This is a genomic window from Pseudoalteromonas sp. Xi13 (genome assembly GCF_003952205.1).
GTDB lineage: Bacteria > Pseudomonadota > Gammaproteobacteria > Enterobacterales > Alteromonadaceae > Pseudoalteromonas > Pseudoalteromonas atlantica.
This window is the reverse complement of the sequence record NZ_CP034440.1, coordinates 745,355-769,750: the sequence shown is the minus strand read 5'-3', so window position 1 is coordinate 769,750 and position 24,396 is coordinate 745,355. Positions and strand designations below refer to the sequence as shown.

The 24,396-nt window shown below is 41.4% G+C and carries 17 protein-coding genes and 2 pseudogenes; 8 read left to right on the top strand and 11 right to left on the bottom strand.

Annotated elements, in window-relative coordinates; genetic code table 11:
• Positions 1-58: 58 nt before the first annotated feature.
• On the bottom strand, positions 59-580 hold the full coding sequence (locus EJ103_RS19815) for a lipocalin family protein (RefSeq protein ID WP_126009610.1): 522 nt from the start codon (positions 578-580) through the stop codon (positions 59-61).
• Between the two features lie 120 nt (positions 581-700).
• On the opposite strand from EJ103_RS19815, the gene EJ103_RS19810 reads away from it, so the two are divergent.
• Genes EJ103_RS19810 through EJ103_RS19800 form a run of 3 tightly spaced genes read left to right on the top strand, consistent with a single transcriptional unit; the run spans position 701 to position 2,110 of the window.
• Complete coding sequence (locus tag EJ103_RS19810) at positions 701-1,156, top strand: YaiI/YqxD family protein (protein WP_126009608.1); 456 nt, start codon at positions 701-703, stop codon at positions 1,154-1,156.
• A gap of 1 nt (position 1,157) precedes the next feature.
• Positions 1,158-1,700, top strand: coding sequence for a hypothetical protein (locus EJ103_RS19805; RefSeq protein ID WP_126009606.1), 543 nt, complete (start codon positions 1,158-1,160; stop codon positions 1,698-1,700).
• A 17-nt stretch (positions 1,701-1,717) separates the two neighbouring features.
• Positions 1,718-2,110, top strand: coding sequence for an ACT domain-containing protein (locus EJ103_RS19800; RefSeq protein WP_126009604.1), 393 nt, complete (start codon positions 1,718-1,720; stop codon positions 2,108-2,110).
• A gap of 106 nt (positions 2,111-2,216) precedes the next feature.
• On the opposite strand, the gene EJ103_RS19795 is transcribed toward EJ103_RS19800, so the two are convergent.
• The 6 genes from EJ103_RS19795 to EJ103_RS19770 form a co-directional block, all read right to left on the bottom strand.
• A complete protein-coding gene (locus tag EJ103_RS19795) occupies positions 2,217-2,648 on the bottom strand; it encodes a hypothetical protein (RefSeq protein WP_126009602.1) in 432 nt (143 codons plus the stop codon).
• A gap of 166 nt (positions 2,649-2,814) precedes the next feature.
• Positions 2,815-3,471, bottom strand: coding sequence for a class I SAM-dependent methyltransferase (locus EJ103_RS19790; protein WP_024033000.1), 657 nt, complete (start codon positions 3,469-3,471; stop codon positions 2,815-2,817).
• A 12-nt stretch (positions 3,472-3,483) separates the two neighbouring features.
• Positions 3,484-7,134, bottom strand: a complete 3,651-nt coding sequence (locus tag EJ103_RS19785; RefSeq protein WP_126009600.1) for an SbcC/MukB-like Walker B domain-containing protein — start codon at positions 7,132-7,134, stop codon at positions 3,484-3,486.
• The gene (locus tag EJ103_RS19780) at positions 7,131-8,378 is read right to left on the bottom strand and encodes an exonuclease SbcCD subunit D C-terminal domain-containing protein (RefSeq protein ID WP_126009598.1); all 1,248 of its coding nucleotides are present in this window, start codon (positions 8,376-8,378) and stop codon (positions 7,131-7,133) included. The genes EJ103_RS19785 and EJ103_RS19780 overlap by 4 nt, the downstream gene beginning before the upstream one ends.
• Positions 8,379-8,455: 77 nt before the next feature.
• Positions 8,456-8,692 carry a hypothetical protein gene (locus EJ103_RS19775; protein WP_004588266.1) on the bottom strand — a complete coding sequence of 79 codons (237 nt, stop codon included), beginning with the start codon at positions 8,690-8,692 and terminating at the stop codon, positions 8,456-8,458.
• A 136-nt stretch (positions 8,693-8,828) separates the two neighbouring features.
• Entirely contained in the window at positions 8,829-9,065 is a 237-nt protein-coding gene (locus EJ103_RS19770) for a hypothetical protein (protein WP_004588265.1), read from the bottom strand.
• A gap of 382 nt (positions 9,066-9,447) precedes the next feature.
• Here EJ103_RS19770 and EJ103_RS19765 point away from each other — a divergent pair, with 382 nt between their 5' ends.
• From EJ103_RS19765 to EJ103_RS19750, 4 genes are all read left to right on the top strand, one after another.
• Positions 9,448-11,883 (top strand): M1 family metallopeptidase, encoded by a 2,436-nt coding sequence (locus EJ103_RS19765; RefSeq protein ID WP_126009596.1) that lies wholly within the window; start codon positions 9,448-9,450, stop codon positions 11,881-11,883.
• Positions 11,883-12,374 carry a DUF6702 family protein gene (locus EJ103_RS19760; RefSeq protein ID WP_004588263.1) on the top strand — a complete coding sequence of 164 codons (492 nt, stop codon included), beginning with the start codon at positions 11,883-11,885 and terminating at the stop codon, positions 12,372-12,374. The genes EJ103_RS19765 and EJ103_RS19760 overlap by 1 nt, the downstream gene beginning before the upstream one ends.
• Positions 12,375-12,631: 257 nt before the next feature.
• Positions 12,632-13,249, top strand: a complete 618-nt coding sequence (locus tag EJ103_RS19755; protein ID WP_004588262.1) for an HAD-IA family hydrolase — start codon at positions 12,632-12,634, stop codon at positions 13,247-13,249.
• A gap of 178 nt (positions 13,250-13,427) precedes the next feature.
• Positions 13,428-14,153, top strand: coding sequence for a YebC/PmpR family DNA-binding transcriptional regulator (locus EJ103_RS19750; protein WP_024032996.1), 726 nt, complete (start codon positions 13,428-13,430; stop codon positions 14,151-14,153).
• Positions 14,154-14,572: 419 nt separating this feature from the next.
• Here EJ103_RS19750 and EJ103_RS19745 read toward each other — a convergent pair whose 3' ends face one another.
• A complete protein-coding gene (locus tag EJ103_RS19745; RefSeq protein ID WP_126009594.1) occupies positions 14,573-16,765 on the bottom strand; it encodes a malate synthase G in 2,193 nt (730 codons plus the stop codon).
• A 236-nt stretch (positions 16,766-17,001) separates the two neighbouring features.
• On the opposite strand from EJ103_RS19745, the pseudogene EJ103_RS19740 reads away from it, so the two are divergent.
• Positions 17,002-18,602: pseudogene (locus tag EJ103_RS19740) on the top strand (isocitrate lyase).
• A gap of 489 nt (positions 18,603-19,091) precedes the next feature.
• On the opposite strand, the gene EJ103_RS19735 reads toward EJ103_RS19740, so the two are convergent.
• The 3 genes and pseudogenes from EJ103_RS19735 to EJ103_RS19725 all read right to left on the bottom strand — a co-directional run bounded on the left by EJ103_RS19735 (position 19,092) and on the right by EJ103_RS19725 (position 24,041).
• Positions 19,092-21,128, bottom strand: a complete 2,037-nt coding sequence (locus EJ103_RS19735) for a S9 family peptidase (protein ID WP_126009592.1) — start codon at positions 21,126-21,128, stop codon at positions 19,092-19,094.
• Positions 21,129-21,491: 363 nt separating this feature from the next.
• Positions 21,492-22,225 (bottom strand): annotated as a pseudogene (locus EJ103_RS19730) (5-oxoprolinase subunit PxpA).
• A 19-nt stretch (positions 22,226-22,244) separates the two neighbouring features.
• Positions 22,245-24,041 (bottom strand): glycoside hydrolase family 3 protein, encoded by a 1,797-nt coding sequence (locus EJ103_RS19725; protein WP_126009590.1) that lies wholly within the window; start codon positions 24,039-24,041, stop codon positions 22,245-22,247.
• Positions 24,042-24,396 lie beyond the last annotated feature (355 nt).

Sequence of the window (24,396 nt, the reverse complement as noted above, 5' to 3'; positions counted from 1 at the left end):
ACAGCTGTAACAATCATTTGCTCAACAACTGTAAAGCCCCTTTACATAGCTAAATAACCTACTGTTTAACCCAAATAATTTGCTCTGTAGCAAAGCCTAGTTTGTTTGCTTTAGCTATAAAATGTTGTTTAAGTTTGTCACTAACGGTAGGTGTACGCGATAAAAACCATAAAAAGTCGCGGTTATAACTTGTAATAAACGCATATTGGTAGTCGTCTTGGTCTAATTCAAAAATAACGTAAGCACCATAAAATGGGCCAAAAAACGAGACTTTAAAATGGCCTGTGTCAGTCCCTTCTACAAATTTAGCTAAGCCCTGTGCTTCATCCCACTTTTGCTCTTTAGTTATGAAACCTTTGTTGAGCACTTTTACAGTGCCATCGTCATTTACGGTGTAAGTCGCGGTTACTTGCTCCATACCCTCTTCGAATGAGTGATCAAGGCGGGCAATTTCGTACCACTTACCTTTGTACTGATCTAAGTCAAAGTTTTTAACCGGAGTAATGCCCTCTGGTGCGCTTGTGCAGGCGGTGAGTAAAAATAACCCTGTAATGAGTAAAATAGTCGTAATGGCCTTCATGAAAGCTCCTTTTTAAAAGTGATGTTGTTTATACGGCTCTAAGCCAATAAAGTTTGCTAGCCGATTAAAATAAATTGCTATAGGATCAGCTAAATACTAGAGCAATTAAAAGATTTAAGCATGAAAATATGGGTAGATGCCGACGCATGCCCTGTGGTAATAAAAGAAATACTTTTTAGAGCCGCTGAGCGCACGCAAACACCAACCATTTTAGTAGCTAACCATGCAATGCGTATTCCGCCTTCAAAATTTATAAGCCGCGTACAGGTTTCGAGCGGGTTTGATGTGGCCGATAACGAAATAGTAAAACGCGTAGAAAAAGGCGATTTAGTTATTACTGGCGACATACCGCTAGCCAGTGAAGTTATAGATAACGGCGGCCAAGCACTTAACCCGCGTGGTGAGCTTTACACGCCAGAGAATATTCGCTCGTTATTAAACGTGCGCGACTTTATGGATACCATGCGCTCAAGCGGCGTAGAAATGAGTGGCGGGCCACCACCGCTTAGCCAAACCGACCGCCAAAATTTTGCCAATAACCTCGACCGTATTTTAGCGCAAAAAAAGGCGAGCTAGTGTGAGTGAGCAACTAATTGGCTTAGGTGAGCAAGCCTTTAGCGTAGGCGTTTATGTGGCAAAAGCGCCGCCTATGCCTTACTTTGCAACCCTACACAGTGTTGAGCCTGTAATAAACGAGCAAATAAATACCATAAACCAGCACTGCGGGAATGGCTGGCGTAAAGTGTTTAACGTATACGCTAAAGTGTTGTTTGCGCTACCGAGTGAGCATTACAGCTTTGCTAAACAAGCCGCTAGCTGGCAAGCATATCGCGATACATTTTTACTGCAAAAAAACAGTAAAACAGCGCTGTTATTTAGTGCCCCCATTATTAACGCCACAAATAAAAATCAACTGCATATTATTGCTGGGCGGACCCATGCTAAAAACTTATTACAGCAAGGTAAGCTTAATGCGCAATTTAATTGGTTAGACGATGAGTTTGCAATTGATACAACGAATAACATTATCGTGTGCCCGTACTTTGATTACCGGCAGTTAAGTAATATTAAAATAGCCCGATTAAGCGAGCTAGTTGCCAAGCTTAAAACATCTAATTAAAAATGTAAGGACTCAACATGGCGGGAATTTTAGAGCTAAATACGTTATTAAAATCAATGAACCCCGAGCTTAAACAAGGTGAATACATATTTTGTTGTTTAGCAGGCAACCTTGCTGACTACGTTCATTTAAACCCGCTTGCCAGTTACGTTGAAGAAGAAGGCCTAACCCTTATTTTAAATGCAGATACCGCAGATAAAGCCGGTATTACTTATGAAGCTAAATATAATTTAATTACCCTTAATGTGCATTCAAGCCTTGAGGCTGTTGGGTTAACCGCTGCGGTATCGGCCAAATTAACCGAGCATAATATTAGCGCTAACGTAGTAGCTGCGTTTTATCACGACCATATTTTTATACAAACCGATAAAGCGCAGGCTGCGATGAAAGCACTTGGTGAGATTGGTTAAAGGTAGTTGATATAAACCTGATCTGAGTAACGCGTATTTAGTGGGATGCGCCCTATGCTTATGTAAAACACAAAGCCGATATCGCAGTATCGGCTTTTGGTATTAATTAGTTTTGATTGCAAAAGTGGTGCGCTACTGGCTCAATTTTTACTGTATCGCCTGCATTTACTACCACGCATTGCGTGTTTTTATCGAGTTTTTGCTTTTGAATAATAGTAAATTCGCCTTCGTTAGCTGCGTATAAATTGTATTGATAGGCATCGTTACCGCCTTCAAATAACGCGGTAAATAACCCTCCCACTAACCCACCAATTATTGCTCCGCCGAGCATTTCTTCGCTGTTGCCATCTAAGTTATCGACAAAGCCGAACCCGGCGCCAGCTGCTATGCCTGTGCCTACTTCAGATGAAAGCGTTACAGGTTGCATTGATTCTACTGATGCGTAGTAACGCTTAATTATTTGGCTTTGATTGTTTCGATCTACCCCTTGCGATGCGCAGCCTGAGAGTAGTAATACCGCGATAAGATACTTTTTCATGTTGAGTCCCTGTTAATATTTAATAGGGAAATAATAAGTAGCAACGCATATAAAAGATGTGAGAAGTTTGTTTGTTGCTGTCAGGAAATGTAAGGATGTGTATAAAATAAAACACCGAGTATGCATACTCGGTGTTTTGGGGTTATGTTACTTAAATTTTATACTATTAAACAACGTATCCGCTAAAACCAAGCGCTTTAAAATAAAGCTTAGGAATACCGTATTTGCACTCGTTAAGTAACTCGCTAAAGCGCATTCTATCAAGTGGGTAAAATTCACTGTCTAAGTTTTGAGCTGTGTAGGCTTGCCCTGCATCACTTAAGCCTAAATCGGCACACACAGTAATTTGTGCTTCGCGCTCAAAGTCGGTTTCGGGTTTCATTAAATCGCTAATAAATAAGTTTGCGCCTTTATTTAAATTAGCTTTAATGTTTTTTAGTAGCTGCTTTTTGCTGCCGTCGTCTTTTAAAAAGTGCATTACGAGTAGGCATAACGCCGCATCGGCCTTAGTAGATAGCTTATCGAGCTCACCTTCAATAACATTAACGCGCTTTGCTATGCCGTGCTCTTCAAACGCTTGTTTAGCAATTGCGAGCATATCACTAGAGGTATCTTGTGCGGTAAATTGCCAAGTAGGGTTAAGCGCGGCAAGGGCGAGTATTTCTTTGCCTGTGCCTGCGCCCACGACTAAAATATGTGCGTTATCTTTAAGGGTTGCTTTAAGTTGAGCATTAGTAAGTTGGTGCAATAGCTCATAACCAGGGACTAAACGGGTAATGCGGTCGTTGTAATGCGTTGCTTGCTCGCCTGTGAATGTTGGCATTTTTTAACTCCTTTATAAGACTTCAACAGTGGAGTATCCACCACTTTTTTTACTTACATGTACTTGCGTGGCCACGCGTTCACTCATTTCACTCACATGCGATATAACCCCTACTTTACGGCCTTGTGCTTGTAATGAGTCGAGTGCGTCCATAGCAACGCTGAGTGTTTCGCTATCTAACGTACCAAACCCTTCGTCAATAAACAAAGAGTTGATTTGCACTTTGTTTGAAGAAAGCGATGCAAGCCCTAATGCCAGTGCTAGTGATACTAAAAAAGATTCACCACCAGAGAGCGTATTAACAGAGCGTTGTTCGTCGGCCATATCGCGGTCAATAATGGCTATATCGAGCGATTGTGCAATGGCAGTGAGCTCGTAGCGTTTATTGAGGGTTTTTAAATGGCTGTTAGCATAATGCAGCAATATTTTAAGGGTTTGTGTTTGCGCTAAATTACGCATGGTTTTACCGGTTGCATCCCCTAATACTTTATTAAGCACGTGCCACTGCTCTACCTGCTTTTTAAGGGTAGCAAGTTCAGCGTGTTTGCCTTTAAGTGCTTTGGCGTTTTGATTGTGTTGCTCAAGCGCGGTATTAGTGCCAAGCAAACTATTTTGTAGCTCAGTTTGCTCATTGGCTAAGGTCGTTTCTTGCTCTGCTAATTGGCTTTCGCTTTTTTCGGGCTTGTTAGTATTTTGGTGATCTGTTTGCGCCTTTTGCTGTTGCTTAAGCGCTGCATTTGCGTCTGTAAGTGCTGCTAAACGCTGCTCAAACTGCATTAATTGCTCTTTTATTTGCTCACTAGTCAGAGTTAGTAAAATAGCGATCTGTTCGTGATTTACCTTGCTATATTGCGCTTTAAAGTCGCTAAACCAGGCATTGTAGCGCTCTTCAAGTGTACTTTGCTCTTGAATTTGCTCTGCCAAGCGCTGCTCAATGTTTTTGAGTGTTATAGCGTGCTCATCGCGTTTTTTAATTGCGCTGTCGTGGGCTTGTTGGCTTGTATGTAACGCCTTTTGGCATTGCTCAAGCTGCGCATTAAGTTTTGCTTGGTAATCATCGGCATTTATTGGCTCGTTTTTAAATAAAGCAAGGCGCTCTGTGCGTGTGGTGTTTTGCAGTTGTTGCGCTTTGGCTAAATCGTCTTTTAAAACTTTAAGCGCTTGCTCACTTTTAGCAATTAACGGTGTGAGTTGCTGTAATTGCTGATTAGCGCTGTCTATTTGTTTTTGACTTTGTTCAAGCTGAACCTGTGTTTGCTGGTACTGCTCAACCTGCTGGCTTAAATCACTCATATTAAGCGTGTTGTTTTGCAATTGCTGCCAGAAGTCACTGTGCTCAAACTGTGCGTTAAGGGTGCTGGTAAGCTCGTTAACTTGCGTATTTAGCTCTGCATGTTTAGTGTTTATTTGGCCAAGCTTATTGGTTAATTCAACATGCTGATTATGCAATTGCTGCTGTGTATGTTGCTCGGTTTTTAAGTTACTTATTAGCTGATTTACTTTTTCTTGCAGAGCTGTTTGCTGTTTTTGCGATTCAAAATAGTGCGACTTTTGACTGCTGAGCTGGGCGTATGTTTCATCAAGCTGCTGTGCTGTTAAGTCGTTAAGCTCTGTACGTGCCCCTTGCATTGTTGTTTTAATTTCTAGCTGCTTTGCCTGTGCGCTCTGTATAGCTTGGCTGTATTGAGCGTGCTCAGTGACAAGTACAGCATGTTGAGTTTGGTGCTGATGCAGCTTAGCTTGGGCGCTATCGTGTTGCTGCTTAGCTAGGTTATAACTTGTTTCAAAATCGGCTATTAGGTTATTTAATTGCGGGTTTTGGCTGCTTGCATACGGGTGCTCTTTTGCCCCACACACTACACATGGCTCGTTAGGGGTAAGCTGCGTGCGTAAATGCTCTACGTTTTCGCTGGCACGCAGGCGAGCTTGGTTTAATGCGTATTCACTGTGTTTAAGTGCTTGCTCGCAAGAGGCTAAGCTTTGTTGCAATGTTGTTTGCGTTTGCTCACTGTGTACAAGCTTGGCCGCAACCGCAGCTTGTTGTTGTGTGCTGTGTTTTATTTCTTGATTAAACTGCTGGTAGCGCAAACGCTGATCTTTTAAATATTCAATATTTTTAAGTTTGCTATCGCATTGTTCAATATTAAATTGGCGTTGTTGCTCACTTAGCTGGTTAAGATCTTTTTGTTGATGCGCAAGTTGTTGCTCTTGCAACTCTACTTTTTTAGTTTGCTCTGCTAACAGCGCCGCTTGTTTAGTTTGCTCTTCTAACAGCTGTTGGTTTTGCGAAGCGGTTGCCTTTATTTGCTCATTGGCACTTAAATACGTATTAAAGCTATGTTGGTAATAATTCCAATCATTAGCCAATGGTTTAAGCTGCGTGTACTCGTTTAGCCACGTTTGATGCCCAGTGCTGAGTTTTGTTGCCTCATCGAGTGCATGTTGGCTTTGCGTGTACTGCGTTTGTAATTCGCTAAGTTGCTGCTGCTCTTTTTCGCTTTGCTGAGTCAGGCTTGTAATGGTTTGTGCGTGTATAGCAAGTTGGCTGTCGAGCTCGCGGGCTTTTGCAATAATTGGCTCTGCCGTTTGCTTTTGCTCTTGCGCTGTTTTTAACTCGCTTTGCTTTGTTGTAAGTGTTGCGGCCTGCTCTTTTATAAGCGCAGCATGGTCAATCGCTTTTAAATCGCTTATTTGCGTACTAAGTGCTTTGTTTTGCGCCGTTAAGTACTCATGACGTTTGCGGTTGTCTTTTATTTCAAGGGCGCTTTGTGCTTGTTTAGCTTGCTCACTTTGCTTTGCTATTGCATCAAGCTGTTGTTGCGCGTGTTGTTGCTGCTCTACTGCGTGTTCTAGTGCCTGCGATAAGCTAGCTGCTTGTTTATACCAATTTAAGTTTTGCTCTGTTGCTGCATGCGTTTTTTTAGTTTGCTCAATTTTTTTAAGTAACTCATCGCGCAGGGTTTGTTTAGCACTTAATTCGTCATCGCTTAACAAGGTGTAGCTTGCAAGGCTTGCATTAAGTAATTCATATTGATCTTTTAGCGCTTTATTACGCTCAAAAATACGTTTACCTATTAAGCTAAATTTATCGGTGCCGGTTAAACACTCTAAAAGTTGTGCGCGTTCATCGCCTGTGGCTTTTAAAAAGGCTGCAAACTCGTGCTGTGCTAATAATACCGCACGCGAAAACTGATCAAAGCTTAGCCCTATTTTGTTTTCTACTTCTTTTATGGTTTGGCTTTTATCGGCTATTAGGGTTTCATCGGGCAAGGTTAGTAACGTATGCTCAGCCACTTTTAACTTGCCTGTTGCCTTTTTGTGGGTACGGGTAATAACGTAGCGTGCGCGGTATAATTGTTTGTCTTGGCCAACAAAATCAACCTCAGCAAAGCCTTCCCATTTGCCTCTGCGCAGTAAGTTACGCGAATCGTTTAGCTTTATACTGTCGCCGTTAAAATCAATTAAGTTGCCTTTATCGCCTTTTAAGCGTGCTGTTTTAGTATAAAGCGCTAAACAAATAGCATCTAAAAAGGTGCTTTTACCTGCGCCTGTGTCGCCGGTTATTGCAAATAACCCCGCGTCTTTTAGTGGAGCTTGAGTAAAGTCGATTTCGGCATCGACTATTGAGGCTAAGTTATGAATACGAACTGCGGTTATTTTCATAGTTGCTCTTGCTCCGTCAGCTCACTTATTACATCGTTTAACAGTGTTTTTAGCTCATCAGGTACAGCTTGGCCGGCCATATCTTTGTCGTTTGCAAAGGCTTGTTCTAATAAGTTTAATGGGTTGAGCATTTCAATTTCGCTTAAATCTTCAAATACGGCGCTGTTATCGCTTGTTATGGTTTGTTCTCGTACCCGCTCAATGCCGCAAAATTTTACGTGTTTACCCTCAAGTGCTTGCTCTATTTGTTCTCGAAAGGTGGTGTCGGTATCACTTGATTTAAGTTTTACGCGTAAATAAGGGGCAATAGTATGTTGTGATGTATCGAGCGCTTTAATTTGCTCGCATAAGTCGCTTAATGGCACGCACTCCCCTTTTGGTAAAATAATTACTTCAGCAGAGCGTGGAATGTAAAGGGGGTTTACAGATGTGCTAATAGTTTGTTTTTCATCACTTTTAAATTCTATTACATTAACTTGGTGCGTGTAGTTACGCTCTGAAAACGACATAGGAATAGGCGTACCGCTGTAACGAATAACGTCTTTTTTAGCGACTTGCTGCGCTTTGTGTAAATGCCCCAGTGCTACGTAGTCTGCCTTGTTACCAAATACACTGGCCGAAATAGACTCCTCCCCACCAATCACTAAATTACGTTCTGAGTCACTTGAAATATCACCGCCTTTGGCATGTAAATGCCCCATTACAATTAACGGCGAATTTTGCGCGTTAATGCTATAGGCGTGATCAAGTGCAAGCTTATAGGCTTTTTCAACGCCTTGTGCGTAACTAGGGCCGTTTTTAGTATGACTAAGTGAACTTATATCGCTGGTACGTAAAAAAGGCATAGCGACGATTACAGCGCGTTTATTTTGCGTATTTATTTCAATCACGGTATTGCCTGGGTCGGTTACTTCAAAGCGCCCCACTACATGGGTGTCAAACTGAGCAAGTAAGGGCTGCGCCGCTAATATACGATTTGCTGAGTCGTGGTTGCCGGCAATAATAACAACATGCAATTGCGGGCAACGCTTTTTAGCATCTTTTATAAATTGGTAAAGTTGGTTTTCGGCGCTGGCACTGGGTGTGGCTGTATGATAAATGTCGCCTGCAACTAAAAGTATATCTATGTGTTGCTCTACTAGGGTGCTAAGTAGCCAAGTAAAAAATGCAGCGTGCTCATCACGCCGGTCATGTTCATAAAATTGTTGGCCTAGGTGCCAATCTGAGGTGTGGAGAACTTTCATATCGCGCTCTTAAAAAACCATAAGAGCGCCAATATACCCAAGGCAAGTAAAGATGCAAGCCTCGGGAGGGCTTTAGTTTAGGTAAAACTATATATAGCAATAATAATGACAGGAAGCGCTAACAAAGCCATACCTAGCGGCATTTTTAAACTTTTAGTTTGCTTTGCTTGCAATGCTTTTATGGCATTCGTTTCGTTACAGGCGGCTACTTTATCAATATAAAAATAACCTGAGTCTAGATACTGCTTACAACTTTGCTGATTTGCTGGAATGGCTATTAGCTCTTGTTGTTTTTTTAGGATATAAAAATCCATACACCCACCACATTGCTTACTGGTAATAAGTACATATTTGAGAATAATTGTAACGATTTTATTATGCTCAAATAAAAAAAAGTGGGCGATTTTAAATATAAAATGCACTAAATATCAACCTAAAATTTCACTATTTTTAATTTATCGTATAAATAGTTAATATTAGTGAGATCACGGCAATATTTGCGCCAATTATTAACCACTTTTTACTGTGTTTTTGTTCAGTAGATAGGCGTTTTAGTGCATCTTGCTTATTGCATGCCGACACCACATTAACATACGAATACTGGTTTGATTCGTAGCGCTCTAGTAAGTCTTTATCAGCAGGGATAGCTTCGAGCTGATGATCTTTTTTTACAATGTAAAATTTCATATCGGGCTCCTTTAGTTTAAATATGCAGCTTAATTTGTATTGAACCTGAGCGCATTTAAACCGTGTAAACACTGCTAACGCTATAAATTTAAGCTCAATTAAAACAACATATTTTTGCACCTTAATTTAATCCTAAGCTAATGGCATGAATTAGGCCTGAACCCTTATAAATACTGTGTTTGTACCTTAATTAATACACATCAACTAGCTGTAAAGTGTAAACCCCCTTTACAGTTTTAAAAGCGGCTTAATTTACTGATTCAAAAACCATGTTAAAACAACGTGAATATTACCGTGTTTAATGGGCGGTTGGTCGCTAATTAATTGAACAAAAATAGTAACTTTGTCAAAGTACGCTCACAAAATTCCACTAGGACTCATAATGAAAAAAACAGTTCTTACGCTAAGCGCGTTTGTGTTGCCTTTGGCAATGTCGAGCGCTGTGTTAGCGTCATCCGTTGAGCAAACTAAAGGCTCATTCGTTGATAAGTTTCGCCAGTTAGACGAAGCGCTTCCTACCCCAAATGTTTATCGTAGTGCCGCCGGTGAGCCTGGCGAAAAATACTGGCAGCAACGTGTTAATTACGACATAGATGTAAAGCTTGATGAAAAAAAGCGCCGCTTAACAGCAAGCCAAAGCATTGAGTATAAAAATAACTCGCCGCATACACTTAAATATTTGTGGTTACAGTTAGATCAAAATATTTTTAAAAGCGACTCAATTGCCGAAACCACAAAAACGTTTAAAAGCACGCTAAATAGTTTACCTGCACAAAAGCCGGCTAAATTAAGTTTAGGTGAGCTACGTCGTCAGCAATTTATGAGCGACAACGAGTTAGGCTATACAATTAGCAATGTAAAAGATGACAATGGTGATGAACTGCGGGTTACTGTTGTTGATACGCTAATGCGTATAGATTTAAACGAGCCGTTAAAACCAGGCAAAGAAGTTGAGTTTAGTATGAACTTTGCTTTTAACATTGTTGAAGAAGATGCCGTAGGTGCGCGTTCTGGTTACGAGCACTTTGAAGAAGATGGCAACGATATATTTTTACTTGCGCAGTGGTTTCCGCGTTTAGCTGCTTACACCGATTACGAAGCATGGACAAACAAGCCGTTTTTAGGCCGTGGTGAGTTTACGCTTGAGTTTGGTGATTATGATGTAGAAATTACTGTACCTGCTGATCATATTGTATCGGCAACAGGTAAGTTAGATAACGCAAGCAAAGTGCTTACTCGCACGCAGCGTAACCGCTTAGAAAAAGCTGAAACAGCAAAACGCCCTGTATTTATTGTTACTGAAGAAGAAGCGTTAGAAAACGAAAAACAAGGTACCGATAAAACAAAAACATGGCACTTTAAAGCAGAAAATGTGCGTGACTTTGCGTGGGCGTCGTCGCGTAAATTTATGTGGGATGCAAAGGGCTATCAGCAAGGTGGCGATGAACAACCTTTAGTGATGGCTATGTCGTTTTACCCTAAAGAGGGTGGCGATTTATGGAAAAAGTATTCAACTGAATCTGTAGTACATACGATGGAAGTGTACTCTCGCTATTCATTTGACTACCCATACCCTGTAGCGCAATCGGTAAATGGCCCAGTAGGTGGTATGGAATACCCAATGATCACTTTTAATGGCCCACGTACAGAGCTGCAAGATGATGGTTCGCGCACTTATTCTCAAGCTGAAAAACGCTTTTTAATTGGTGTGGTTATTCATGAGGTTGGCCATATTTACTTCCCTATGATTGTAAACTCTGATGAGCGCCAATGGACCTGGATGGATGAAGGTTTAAATAGCTTTTTAGATGGCGTTGCAGGGCGTGAATGGGACCCAACTATACCGTGGGGTGTTGAGCCGCGCGATATTGTAAGCTACATGAAATCGCAAAACCAAGTACCTATTATGACGCAGTCAGACAGCGTACTACGTTTAGGCCCTAATGCTTATACTAAACCAGCTGCGGCACTGAATATTTTACGTGAAGTTATTTTAGGCCGTGACTTATTCGACTTTGCTTTTAAAGAGTACGCACAGCGCTGGAAATACAAGCGCCCTACTCCAGCAGATTTTTTCCGTACGATGGAAGAAGCCTCGGGTGTTGATTTAGATTGGTTTTGGCGCGGTTGGTTTTACAGCACCGACCATGTAGATATCTCGTTAGATAAAGTGTATCAATTACGTTTAGATACTAAAAACCCTGATATTGACTTTAAACGCTTACGCGATATAGAAGCAGACAAACCAACATCACTATTTGTTAAGCGCAACCGTGAAGAAGGTAAACAAACTTGGGTTGAAAAAAATCCAGATATTACCGACTTTTACGACGAAAACGACCGCTTTACTGTTACTAATAAAGAACGTAACGCGTACAACAAGTTTTTAAAAGGCTTAGAGCTGTGGGAGCGTAAAACGCTAGATCGCGCGCTTGAAGAAGATAAAAACTACTATGTTATGGAGTTTTCAAACCTAGGTGGCTTGGTAATGCCTATTTTATTAGAGCTAACCTATGAAGATGGCACAACCGAAGAGCGTTACATTCCGGCTGAAATTTGGCGCCGTAATCACAAAAATGTACAAAAGCTTATTGTTACAGATAAAAATAAGCCATTGGTATCGGTAAGCGTTGACCCTCGCTGGGAAACAGCTGATGTAGATGTTGAGAACAACAACTACCCTCGTCGTATTATTCCTTCACGTATTGAAGTGTATAAAAAGAAAAAGAGTAAAGCGAAAGTAAGTCGAGATATTATGCAAGACATTAAAACTGAGCTTAAAAAAGACGAGAAAAAAGATGGTGAGGAGCAACAATAATGCGCTTTTTGCTTATTATTGTTTGCCTTTTAGTTGCTGCGCCAAGTATGGCGCATCAACTAAAGTCATCGGTTACTACGGTGCTTTTTAATAAACGTACTAACAATATTGAGCTTATGCATCGCTTTTATTTACATGATACTGAGCATGCTGTAGCGCATTTATTTAATGGAAAAGCCGATATCATTAGCAACAAGGCCGACCAACAACGTTTTGTAGAGTATGTTGAGTCGCATGTTGCGCTGCAAACCTTAAAGGGTAAGCCATTAACGCTTAGCCAAGTAGGTGCGCAAATTGATGGAAAGTTTTTTTGGGTGTATCAAGAAGCTCCTATCCCAAAAGGGATTGAAGGCATAAAAATGAGTAACGGCGCACTGCGTGACTTATGGCCTTCTCAAGTAAATATGGTAAACGTAGAAGGTAAAGGCAAGATTAAAACCCTTCACTTTACCCAAAACGATACTTGGCTCGAGGCTAAGTTCGAGCAATAAGTACTTCCCCAACCTACGCGCACTGCAGTTTATGTGCGCGTATTCTCCTGTTGTTTATGCTGTGTTCATTTTTGATCTGTTATTACTAACTGTTCGTAGAATTTTAGTAATTAATTGGTGTTTATAAGGCTAAGTAATAGATAAGTGAATACTTTTCTAATAATTTGTTTGATAAACATTTGCTAAATTATTCTCATGAAGTAGAGTCATTATGTGTACACATGTTGTATTGATTTTTACCCCATTCAAGGAATGATATGAAAGCTCAAGTAGAGGCTATTCAAGGAGTTATATTTGATTTAGATGGCACGTTAGTATCGTCTGAGTTAGATTTCTCTCTTATAAAAGCACAAATAGGTTGCCCATGCGAGCAAGACCTACTTGATTATATTGCCCAGCTTCCATCGCCCTACATGCGTGAAGAAGCGATGAATATAGTGCATCAGCACGAGCTGCAAGACGCTCAGTTTGCTACTATATTGCCAGGCGTAACCGAAGCCGTTAACGCCCTAAAAGTTAAAAATATTCCTATGGCTATTGTTACCCGCAATTTTGATAAAGCGGCAGCAATAAAGCTACAAAATAATCCGCTACCTATCGAAACGGTATTAACCCGTAGCGATGCCCCAGCCAAACCCGATCCCAGTGCCTTAAATGCAATTGCCACGCTTTGGAATATAAACGCCAGCAACTTGTTATACGTAGGGGATTTTTTATACGACATTCAAGCAGCACATAATGCAAATATGCGCGCTTGTTTGTACGCGCCAAACGCGGTGCCTATTTATGCCGACCAAGCTGATTACGTTTTACGTGAATTTACCGAATTAGTTACTTTAGTCGAAAGTTACTCACAAAAAGTAGAGTTATGTTAAATAGAGTGTAACTTTTATTTTTACGTAATTACTCCTGCATTATTCTCATAGGAACGGCCTTATTTATTTAGCAAATAGGTTGTTTTAAATTCAGTTTGTAAAGTTCAACAGACCCTAGCCCAACAGGGTTTGAATTGGTAAAATATGGCAAAATTAACGTATTGATTAGAGGCACAAGATGGGCAGAGCATTTGAAGTCCGTAAGAGCTCGATGGCTAAGACAGCCAACGCAAAAACTAAAGTTAACTCAAAGTACGGTAAAGAAATTTATGTTGCCGCTAAAAATGGCGAACCAGACCCCGATGTCAATCAATCACTGCGTCGTCTAATTGAAAAAGCAAAAAAAGACCAGGTTCCTGCTCACGTAATAGAAAAAGCAATTGAAAAAGCAGCCGGTGGGGCAGGGGAAGATTATTCTCCCGCACGATACGAAGGTTATGGCCCGGGTAACTGCATGGTTATTGTTGATTGCTTAACCGACAACCCAAACCGTACAATTAAAGATGTACGTTTACCGTTTACCAAAACAGATTCAAAAATTGGTACTCCAGGCTGTGTTGCACATATGTTTGATCACCTTGCTGTACTTGGTTTTGCCGGTGACGATGACGAAGTGGTCCTTGAAGCACTAATGATGGCCGATGTTGATGTAACCGACGTTGAAGTTGAAAATGGTAAAGTGTCGGTATTTGCACCCCATACTGAGTACTATAAAGCGAAAACAGCGCTTGAGGAAAACTTTGAAGGGATTAACTTTGAAGTAGATGAAATTACGTTTGTTCCGCAAGTGCATGTAGAAATTGAAGATGAAGAAGTTATTGCTAATTTTGACAAGTTCATCAATATGCTTGAAGACTGTGATGACGTTCAAAACGTGTATCACAACGCAATAATTAAAAATTAATTTAGCGCAAGGTAAAGTGAGCACTAAATAAAGAACGGTACTAGGGCGTGTTGACCTTTGGCGCTTGAATTTGCAGCAGTATGTTTGGTTTTTAGGCAAGGCAGAGCCTATGAAGTGTGGTTATTCCCCATAAATAGGCGATAACGTAGCATAAATGCCAAACATACGCTGCCCTTTTGGGTTCTGCCTAGGGGCGATAAACTCTTTGTTGCCTACATGGATGTAGGTAAGGGGCGTGAGCAGGACGCGGAAGCCTTGCTCGGTTTTTACTTAGCCCACTAGGTTACAAACCTCGCGCCGCAACTTGATCGCCCCTAGATTGAACAAATTTCAATCTGCAAAGATCAACACGCCCTAATAAACAAAAAGCGCGTTTTGTGTAGGCAAAACGCGCTTTTTTGCTGTTAAACTAATGTTAGCTATTCAGCTAGGTTATGGTGTTTTGCTTTATATTTTAAGCGGTAGCTGTGTAATAGGGGCTCGGTGTAGCCACTTGGCTGCTTAGCACCTTCTAATACAAGCGCTAAAGCGGCTTGATAAGCAATACTATTTTTAAGTGACTCTTCGTTTTGTGCCATAGGCTTGTAAGCGCTGTCGTGCTCATTTTGGCCATCAACCACTTTAGCCATTTTAGCCATAATCGACTCTATTTGTTGTTGAGTACACACCCCATGCTGTAGCCAGTTTGCCATATGTTGACTTGAAATACGCAAGGTTGCTCTGTCTTCCATTAAGCCTATGTGGTTAATATCAGGCACTTTTGAGCAGCCAATACCTTGGTCTATCCAGCGTACTACATAGCCTAAAATGCCTTGTGCATTGTTCTCAAGCTCACTTTGAATATCTTCTTTACTGAGCGTTTGCGGCTGTGCCATTAAAGGCGGTGTAAGTAAATCAGTAAGGCTTGCCATGCCTCGTTTGGCAATTTCTTTTTGCTCGGTAAATACATCTACATCGTGATAATGCATAGCGTGCAAAGTGGCTGCGGTAGGCGAGGGCACCCACGCGGTATTAGCGCCAGATTGCACATGAGCAAGCTTTTGCTCCATCATTAGTGCCATTTTATCTGGCATAGGCCACATACCTTTACCTATTTGTGCTTTACCGCTTAGGCCGCAGGCAAGGCCTGTATCAACGTTACGGTCTTCGTATGCTTTGATCCACGGCTGAGCTTTAATAGCGGCTTTTGGCAAAGCGACCCCTGCGTGCATAGAGGTATGAATTTCATCGCCCGTGCGGTCTAAAAAGCCAGTATTTATAAACACCGCGCGCGCTTTGGCTGCGTGTATACAGGCTTTTAAATTTACTGAAGTACGGCGCTCTTCATCCATAATCCCCATTTTTAGGGTGTTTTTTGGCAAGCTAAGTGCTTCTTCTACCATGCTAAAAAGCGTATTTGTAAAAGCAACTTCTTCAGGGCCATGCATTTTGGGTTTTACAATATTGATGCTTTGCGCACTGGTGTTTTTAATGCCTGTTTTTTTATTTAAATCGTGCAGGGCTGCGGTTGCGCTAAACATCGCATCCATAATGCCTTCAAATACGGGTTGGCCGTAAATGTCGGTAATAGCAGGGTTTGTCATTAAGTGACCTACATTACGGACAAACATCATGCTGCGGCCTTTAAGCGTAAGGCTGCTGCCATCAAGGGCGGTATATTGCCTATCGCTTTGTAAAGTACGCTCTATGGTTTTATCGCCTTTTTTAAACGATTCAACCAAGTTACCTTGCATTAAACCCAGCCAGTTTTTGTAAACTTGTACTTTATCCTCGGCATCTACTGCGGCAACAGAGTCTTCGCAATCCATAATGGTTGTTAGTGCAGCTTCAAGCAAAACATCTTTTAACCCTGCTTTGTCGGCTTGGCCGATAGGGTGGTGATGGTCTATTTGCAGCTCTACATGCAGGCCATTGTTTTTTAATAAAATAGCACTTGGGTTTTGCGCCTCGCCTTGGTAGCCAATAAGTTGCTCAGGTTTTTTTAATTGAGTATGCGAGCTGTCTCTTAGGGTGATAGACAAGGCGCCTTCAACAATTGAGTAGTTGGTGCTTTCTATGTGTGAGCCATTTTTAAGGGGCAGGGCCTTATCTAAAAACTGGCGCGCATACGCCATTACTTTAAAACCACGAACCGGATTATACGTAGTGCCTTTTTCAGCGCCGTCGTCTTCACTTAATACGTCGGTGCCGTACAGCGCATCGTATAACGAACCCCAGCGCGCGTTAGCCGCATTAAGCGCAAAACGTGCGTTGCTAACAGGCACAACAAGCTGAGGGCCTGCGCTGAGTGCTATTTCGGGCTCTACATTTTGGGTTTCAATGGCAAAGTCTGCAGGCTCTGGTACTAGGTAGCCAATGTCTGTTAAAAACGCTTGGTACTGCGCGCTATCCCACGTTTTATTTGTTTTATGGTAGTCATCTATTTGTTGTTGTAGCTGCTCGCGCTTAGCTAAAAGGGCATTATTTTGCGGGGTTAGCGTTTGTACTATGTTTGCAAAGCTTTGCCAAAATTGCTGCTCAGATAAATGAGTGCCTGGGAGTAGCTGTGTTTTTACAAAGTTGGCCAGCTGTGTATCTACGCTTAGCCCTGAGTGTGTGAGAGTGTGTGCCATATTTACCTTCCTTAAACGGTCGCGGTGTTGTTGTGTGCGTTAAAGCAACAATAACGCAAAAAAGGCTCAGTGCGTGCTTTTTAGCCATTCACAAAAAATATAGCGGTAATAACAACTATAAATTTACTAAATCTAAAAAATAAGCCTAATGTTGAATTAAGCGATACGGAGCACACACTCCTAGCCACTCTCACAATAATTTAAATAATTTATAGACCCGTTCGAAGGATTTTATTATGACAACATACACACGTGAAACTGATACTCTAGCAACACTTTGCCAATCTCAAGGTAGCGCATGGAAAGCCATTAACCCTGAATATGCAAGCCGCATGCGTTTACAAAACCGCTTTCGTACAGGGATTGAAATTGCACAATACACCGCAGATGTAATGCGTGAAGATATGGCCGCTTACGATAAAGACACCAGCCAATACACACAGTCTTTAGGTTGTTGGCATGGTTTTACTGCGCAACAAATGATGATGGCAATAAAGCGCCATCAAAAAACAACTAAGCGCAGTTATGTTTACTTAAGTGGTTGGATGGTCGCTGCACTTCGCTCTGCATTTGGCCCGTTACCGGATCAAAGCATGCACGAAAAAACCTCAGTGCCTGCGCTTATTGAAGAGATTTATACATTTTTAAAACAAGCCGATGCCCGTGAACTAGACCACTTATTTAATGATCTAGACGAAGCGAAAGCCAATGGCGGCGATGTACAAGCGGTGCTTGATAAAATTGATAATTTTGAGACGCATGTAGTGCCTATTATTGCCGATATTGATGCTGGTTTTGGTAACGAAGAAGCAACCTACCTACTTGCTAAAAAGATGATTGAAGCAGGTGCGTGTGCCATTCAAATAGAAAACCAAGTGTCTGACGCTAAACAATGTGGTCACCAAGCAGGTAAAGTAACTGTACCGCACGAAGATTTTTAGCAAAAATTAATGCTGTACGTTACGCGTTTTTAGAACTCGGTATTGATAACGGTATTATTGTTGCGCGTACCGACTCATTAGGTGCAAGCCTTACGCAAAAAGTGCCTGTGTCACAAACGCCAGGAGACTTAGCTAGCCAGTACAACGCGTTTTTAGAAACCACACCTATTAACGGTGTAGATGATTTAAACGAAGGCGATACGGCAATGAAAATTAATGGCCAATTATGTAAGCCAACGCGTTTAGAAAACGGTTTATACCAGTTCCGCGAAGGCACAGAAAAAGACCGCGTAGTACTAGATTGTGTAACAAGCTTACAATCGGGCGCTGATTTATTGTGGATTGAAACCGAAAAACCACATGTTAAACAAATTGCAGAGCTAGTAAATCGCGTTAAAGAGCAAGTACCTGACGCTAAGCTTGTTTATAACAATTCACCGTCATTCAACTGGACGCTTAAGTTCCGTGAGCAAGTGTACCAAGAGTGGCAAGAAGCGGGTCGCGATTTGAGCGCTTACCCAAGCCTTGGTGATAATAAAGGCCTAATGGCGCCAGAAATGGACGATACAGAGCTTGCTGCTGAAGCGGATGTATTAGTGCAAAACTTCCAGCGCGATGGTGCACGTGAAGCGGGTATTTTCCATCACTTAATAACACTGCCTACATACCATACGGCTGCACTAAGCACCGATATTTTATCAGAAGGTTACTTTGGTGATATGGGCATGCTTGCATATGTACGTGATGTACAACGCCAAGAAATTCGCCGCGAACAAGCCTCAGTTAAGCACCAAGATTTAGCTGGGTCTAATATTGGTGATACGCACAAAGAGTACTTCTCTGGTGAAAACGCACTTAAAGCCGGTGGTGAAGATAACACCATGAATCAGTTTTAACTTTTCTAGATAGTGTTACTCAAGGGCCGTAAGGCCCTTTTTTTGTTGTATTAATATAAATCAGACTCGGTTGAATTTAGTTTGGATCACAATTTAACTAGGTAGATATTAAGTGCAGTTATATGGCTGCTTTTTTACTGTAAAGCCGCTTTAAAGTGCAAAATCCGCCTTTTAAAAGGCTATTTTTAGCTGTTTTACTAAGTATAAGTAAAATAATAAACCGAAATTTTACTAACCTGGTGCCTTTATAAAACAATTTTTTACTAACTGAGTGCTTATAAACAGTGGCTCAAACCGATTTTTTACCAACTCAAACGATTAAAATCACAATAAACCGAAATTTTACTAACTTAAAAACACCTAAGTCCGATATGGATAAGCTCAAAACTGTAAAGGGGGTTTACAGTTTGGCATTTATTAACCTAAGCGTTGGTAATTACAAAAAAATAGCCACTTAGGAGTGGCTATTTTTAAACCTAAACACGGAGCTTATTTTTTGTTTGAGTGTTTATCAAACCACCATTGAATGTAAGCCACCTTAGTCATTAAATTAGAAGGGCGCGCCGTAATACCGTGTGATGCATTAGGAATACGCACCATGGCGGTATCAACACCTTGCAACTTAAGGGCTTGATAAAACTGCTCGGTTTCAGAAATAGGGGTACGGTAATCTGCCTCCCCTGTTAAAAGCATAGTGGGCGTTGTTACGTTACCTACATAGCTAATAGGTGAGCGTTTCATATAGTGCTCAATATGATCCCAAGGTTTACCAGGGAACCAGTAATCGGCAAAAAATGGATAAAAGTCGGCAGTTAGTACAAAGCTGATCCAATTAATAACGGGTTTAGCCACCACTGCTGCTGCAAACCTGTCGGTGTGCCCTACAATCCATGCGGTTAATACACCTCCGCCCGAGCCACCTGTTACAAATAGTTTAGACTCATCAATAAATCCTTTCGCTATTAGTGCATCAACGCCGGTCATTAAATCATCAAAATCGTTACTTGGGTAATTATGATGAATTGTTTGGGCAAACGTTTTACCGTATGAGTCACTGCCTCGTGGGTTCATGTATAAAACCACGTTTCCTTTGGCTGCAAACAATTGCACCTCGGTACTAAAGTGAGGGCCATAATTGGCCACAGGGCCGCCATGAATTTCTAAAACAAGTGGGTATTTTTTTGATTTATCAAACTCAGGTGGGTATGCAATCCAACCTTGAATTGGCAGCTGGTCGTGGCTCGATTTAAGCCAAATCTCTTCTACGTTGGCAAGTTCTTTATCGTCTAACGCATCGGCATTGAGTGTAGTGAGGCGACGAGCTTTGCCTCGTTTTATAGTGGCTATATCTGCAGGGCGCTGAGTATCGGCAAGTGTAAAAGCAATTTCGCCATCTTCGCTTACATCAAAATCGCCGCCCGAATAAGGACGACCAAACGCAACGCTACCTATTTGCTCGGTGAGCACTTTACGCTTACCACTGCGTGGTTGGTAGGCAAGGGCGGTTTGGCCTTCGTCTGCGTAGCTAAAGTAAACTCCTTTTGAATCGGCACTCCATTTAATTTGCCCCACACTTCTATCAAAATTAGGGGTTAGGCTTTTTGTATCGCCCGTTTTTAAATCACGAATATAAAGCTGCGTGTTTTCGTAATTGGTGCGTTTATCATCATACCCTGTAAAGGCTAGGTAGCGCCCATCGGGAGATACTTTAGGTTGTTGGTCAGGGCCGTTTCTATTGGTAATGGCAGCAATTTTTAAGGTGCTTAAATTAAGCTGGTATATTTCACTATTAGTGGGCTTTAGTTGATTTTGCTCATGCCGATTGGCAGAAAAATAAAGGCTATTGCCGTTTTTACTAAAGCTTACTTCGCCGGCGTTATTAAACTCATCGTGTGTGAGCTGCTTTGCATTGCCGCCATTTGCATCTATTGCAAATAATTGGCTAAAACCTTTTTGGCTATAACCGCCTCCGTCGGCACGGTAGTATACATCGTCTATAAATTTAGCAGGTTCGGCCCATGTAGCGCCTTTAGGCTTGCCAGGTAAGTTAACAGGTGGTGCACTGCTACTTGGTACAAACATACTAAAAATAAGCTGCTGAGAGTCGGGATGCCAGGTAATTGCGCGTGGGCTGCTGGTTAGGTTACTAATTTTTGCTACAGCACCTGTTTTAAGCCACTTCATATAAATTTGGCTGCTGCCATCGCGGTTAGATATAAATGCAAGGCGTTGCCCATCTGGCGATAGTACTGGGGAGTGATCCATATGCACGCCCGAGGTAAGCGGTTGCAGTTGTTTAGTTTTATAATCAACTGACCAAATATTACTGACTTTACGGTCCGTTTTTATATCCATACGGTTACGTACAAAGTACACCGTTTTACCATCGTCTGTTATATCAATTTGATTGGCGTATTCAAGATTAAACACATCTTGTAGCTGTAATATGTTGTCCTTTGCAAAAGCTAACTGGCTACTACCAAGTAATAAACTGCTACTTAAACTAAGTGCTAAAAGCGTCTTCATTTGTATTCCCTGTTGTGGTTTTTGTATATGTAGTTATATGTCAGTAGGAAAGGGATGAAAAGCGCGATGCGGTGAATCTGTAATTTAATACCTGTTTAAGTAAAGCCTGGTTACTTTATAGTAATAAATAGCGGGCTTACTGCGTTAAATTTTTTATATGCAGCGCCATGTATTTCAGCGCTGTGTTACTTATGCTTTGTTACTGTGCTGTGTTGTTGCGCTTTTTTAAAGCAATATTAGGTTTTACGTGATTGAACTTAATGGAGGTTATAGCTGTAAAGCCCCTTTACAGCTAAATAGTTTTTAAAGTAAAGCAAACATGCGTTTTGTAGCTTGAGACTTAATAACGAGCTAAAAGCAAGGTTAGGTTGCTGATGCACACAGTGATTTAATTTCTTTAATAAGTGCAATACCGGCTGCGTTATCGCCATGTACGCACAAACTGTTGGCATTTAAGTTTAAGGTGTTTCCTGAGCGAGTGGTTACACAACCCTCGGTTAATAGCTGTTTTACTTGTGCTAAAAGTGCTGGCTTGTCGTGAACGCTGCCATCAAGGTGGCGAGATACTAAATGCCCTTCGTCTGTATATTGCCTATCAGCAAAGGCTTCTAAAATAAGATCTACACCTAAACTATTGGCGGCAAAGGTGTGTTTTGCAGAGTCTTTTGTGGCTAATAGCATAAGCTTTAATGGTGCAGGGTAGTGCGCTATAGCAGTAATAACTGTTTGTAAAATATGGTCGTTTTTCATCATGTCGTTATATAAGCACCATGTGGCTTAACATAGCTAAGTGTTAAGCCTTGTACTTTAGCCATGCCATCAAGGGCGGCAATTTGGTAATGTAAGCAATTGGTCAGTTCTTGTGTGCTAAGCGCCATAGAGCGCCTGCCAAAGCCTTGTTGGTCGGGGTAACTTGGGTGCGCACCTATTTGTACATTGTGCTGCTTTGCTAAATACAACGTATCGGCTATTACATCTGGGTCTCCACCATGAAAACCACACGCAATATTTGCCATATCAATATGAGGCATTACCTCATTATCTAACCCCATTTTCCATGCGCCAAAGCTTTCGCCTAAATCGCAATTAAGTTTCATTTTTTATCCCTTGTTATTATTATTTTATGGTAACTGGCAGTACGCCATGAGCGTGTGCATTGCCTAACAATACCTTAGCAAGCGCTGTAAACGCAGGCCCTGCAACAGCATTGTTTTTATCTGTATCTATATTATACGCATAAGAAGCAAGAACTGCATTAGCTCTGCTGCCAAACTGCGCTATGTCGTAGGGGGCACGCAAACTTATAAATATTGTTTTTTTATTCGCTGATGCAGCTATATCCAGTAATGATGACAGCGCTTTTGGTTGCTCAGCGGTATTGAGTGCAAAGCGCGGGTCGTCTTTTAAATCATCCATTCCGCCAATCTCTACAGCGCTTTGATTAGGCGTAGCGTTGCCTGCAATAACAACATCTGCATTTTTAATTAAGCTATGCGCCTTTAAAGGGTCAAACCCTTGTAAACTACTGCAACTATATTTAAGCGCCGCATTACTTATAGCGCTAAGCGCTTGCTGCATAGCCATGCATTTTCGGGTATCGGGCATAATAATATGGATGTGTTGCCCTTTGCTTAAATTAAGAGGCAATGCATTATTGTTATTTTTAACCTCAGTAATAGCATTTACGGCAAGCTCAGTTTCTATTTTGCGATGTGCTTGAGAGCCAATAATATCTTTTGCTTTAGCCAAAGTGCTTAATGGGTCTAGCTGAGTGGTTAATTTAAATTTATTTTTTAAAGCGGTTATACGCGCAGCCGATTGAGCCACTTCTTCTTTACTGAGTTGTTTATTATTAACAGATGCGACTAATTCATCCATTAGTTTGTCGAGTGCGTTTAAATCAGCTGGTGTTCTGATCTCTATTGGCATAAGCGCTAGGTCAACGCCTGCTGAAAAGGTATTGATTACCGCTTGGGTTGGGGTGAAAAAATGACTAATGCCGGCCATATCTAAAGCGTCGGTTACCACCACACCTTGATAATTTAACTCCCCTCTTAAAATGTCAGTAATTATGGTACGCGACATAGTGGCGGGTTTTATCATGCTTTTGCCATCAACACTTACAAACGTACTGTTATCGAGTTGTGGGTATTGAATATGCGCCGTCATAATCATACCTGGGTTTTGCGTGGCAATTATGTGTTTAAAGGGAGCTAAGTCTTGTTGGTATATGTCTTCTTTGGAGTGATTTACTTGTGGTAACCCTGTGTGGCTGTCTACGTTGGTATCGCCGTGCCCTGGGAAGTGCTTTAACGATGTAATAACGCCGTTGCTCTCAAATCCTGCCACTTGTGCTGCGCCTAGCTTACTGACAAGCGCTGGGTTTTCACCAAACGAGCGCACATTAATTACCGGATTGTCGGGGTTCATGTTTACATCTACCGTAGGGGCATAGTTAACATTAATACCTAACGAATTAAGCTCTTTAGCTATAACAGTGGCAGTTTGGGTTGCGTATTGAGTGCCATACTTTTTATAGGTTGCACCAATAGACATATTACCAGTAAATGAAGTGGCAACATCGCGTGGTAAACGCGCTACTCGGCCGCCTTCTTGGTCTATCGAAATAAATAACGGCAGCTTTGAACTTGATTTACTCGCCGCAGCTTGTAATTGGCTATTAAGGGTAATGGTTTGCTCAATAGATTGGGTGTTTTCAGAAAATAAAATTACACCACCAATATTATGCTTAGCAATGGCCGCTGCAAGTTCATCAGGTAGGGTAGTAACCGGTGTTCTGCATTGTTTGCTTGACCCTTGCTGACAAAAATAGCGTAAATCGAGAATTAGTTTTTGCCCCAATTGTTGTTCAAGAGACAGTGTAGGCTTAGCAAAAGAAGATTGTAATGGCATTAAACACCCAGATAAAAAAACAACAGACGAAATAAAGCATTTATTTAGCAAAACACACTCCAACGCTAAATAGATAAGTGGCAGTAGCTTATCTATTTTTGTGTACAACTGCAAAGTGCAGCTGTTTATATACACAGGGTAAATTGTAAGGCGTGTATCATGGCTGAATACGTTTTATCTAAATGGTGAGTAGGCCTTAAATTAGCTGTACTCACTGCCAACGCTTTTAAAAACTAAAGATTAAATAGTTCATTGTTTTAATTGGCCAGTTAACTGTTAAAGCCGTGCTGGGGTTAAGCTATAGGCTAGCCACGGGAGTTATTAAAGGCTAAGCACAAACACTATTTATTGCCTG

Excerpts from the sequence above, each read along its gene's own strand:
- EJ103_RS19780 (WP_126009598.1), bottom strand. The coding sequence starts at position 8,378 with ATGAAAGTTCTCCACACCTCAGATTGGCACCTAGGCCAACAATTTTAT.
- EJ103_RS19735 (WP_126009592.1), bottom strand. The coding sequence starts at position 21,128 with ATGAAGACGCTTTTAGCACTTAGTTTAAGTAGCAGTTTATTACTTGGT.
- EJ103_RS19765 (WP_126009596.1), top strand. The coding sequence starts at position 9,448 with ATGAAAAAAACAGTTCTTACGCTAAGCGCGTTTGTGTTGCCTTTGGCA.
- EJ103_RS19725 (WP_126009590.1), bottom strand. The coding sequence starts at position 24,041 with ATGCCATTACAATCTTCTTTTGCTAAGCCTACACTGTCTCTTGAACAA.
- EJ103_RS19745 (WP_126009594.1), bottom strand. The coding sequence starts at position 16,765 with ATGGCACACACTCTCACACACTCAGGGCTAAGCGTAGATACACAGCTG.
- EJ103_RS19755 (WP_004588262.1), top strand. The coding sequence starts at position 12,632 with ATGAAAGCTCAAGTAGAGGCTATTCAAGGAGTTATATTTGATTTAGAT.
- EJ103_RS19810 (WP_126009608.1), top strand. The coding sequence starts at position 701 with ATGAAAATATGGGTAGATGCCGACGCATGCCCTGTGGTAATAAAAGAA.
- EJ103_RS19750 (WP_024032996.1), top strand. The coding sequence starts at position 13,428 with ATGGGCAGAGCATTTGAAGTCCGTAAGAGCTCGATGGCTAAGACAGCC.
- EJ103_RS19800 (WP_126009604.1), top strand. The coding sequence starts at position 1,718 with ATGGCGGGAATTTTAGAGCTAAATACGTTATTAAAATCAATGAACCCC.
- EJ103_RS19760 (WP_004588263.1), top strand. The coding sequence starts at position 11,883 with ATGCGCTTTTTGCTTATTATTGTTTGCCTTTTAGTTGCTGCGCCAAGT.
- EJ103_RS19815 (WP_126009610.1), bottom strand. The coding sequence starts at position 580 with ATGAAGGCCATTACGACTATTTTACTCATTACAGGGTTATTTTTACTC.
- EJ103_RS19790 (WP_024033000.1), bottom strand. The coding sequence starts at position 3,471 with ATGCCAACATTCACAGGCGAGCAAGCAACGCATTACAACGACCGCATT.
- EJ103_RS19795 (WP_126009602.1), bottom strand. The coding sequence starts at position 2,648 with ATGAAAAAGTATCTTATCGCGGTATTACTACTCTCAGGCTGCGCATCG.
- EJ103_RS19775 (WP_004588266.1), bottom strand. The coding sequence starts at position 8,692 with ATGGATTTTTATATCCTAAAAAAACAACAAGAGCTAATAGCCATTCCA.
- EJ103_RS19785 (WP_126009600.1), bottom strand. The coding sequence starts at position 7,134 with ATGAAAATAACCGCAGTTCGTATTCATAACTTAGCCTCAATAGTCGAT.
- EJ103_RS19770 (WP_004588265.1), bottom strand. The coding sequence starts at position 9,065 with ATGAAATTTTACATTGTAAAAAAAGATCATCAGCTCGAAGCTATCCCT.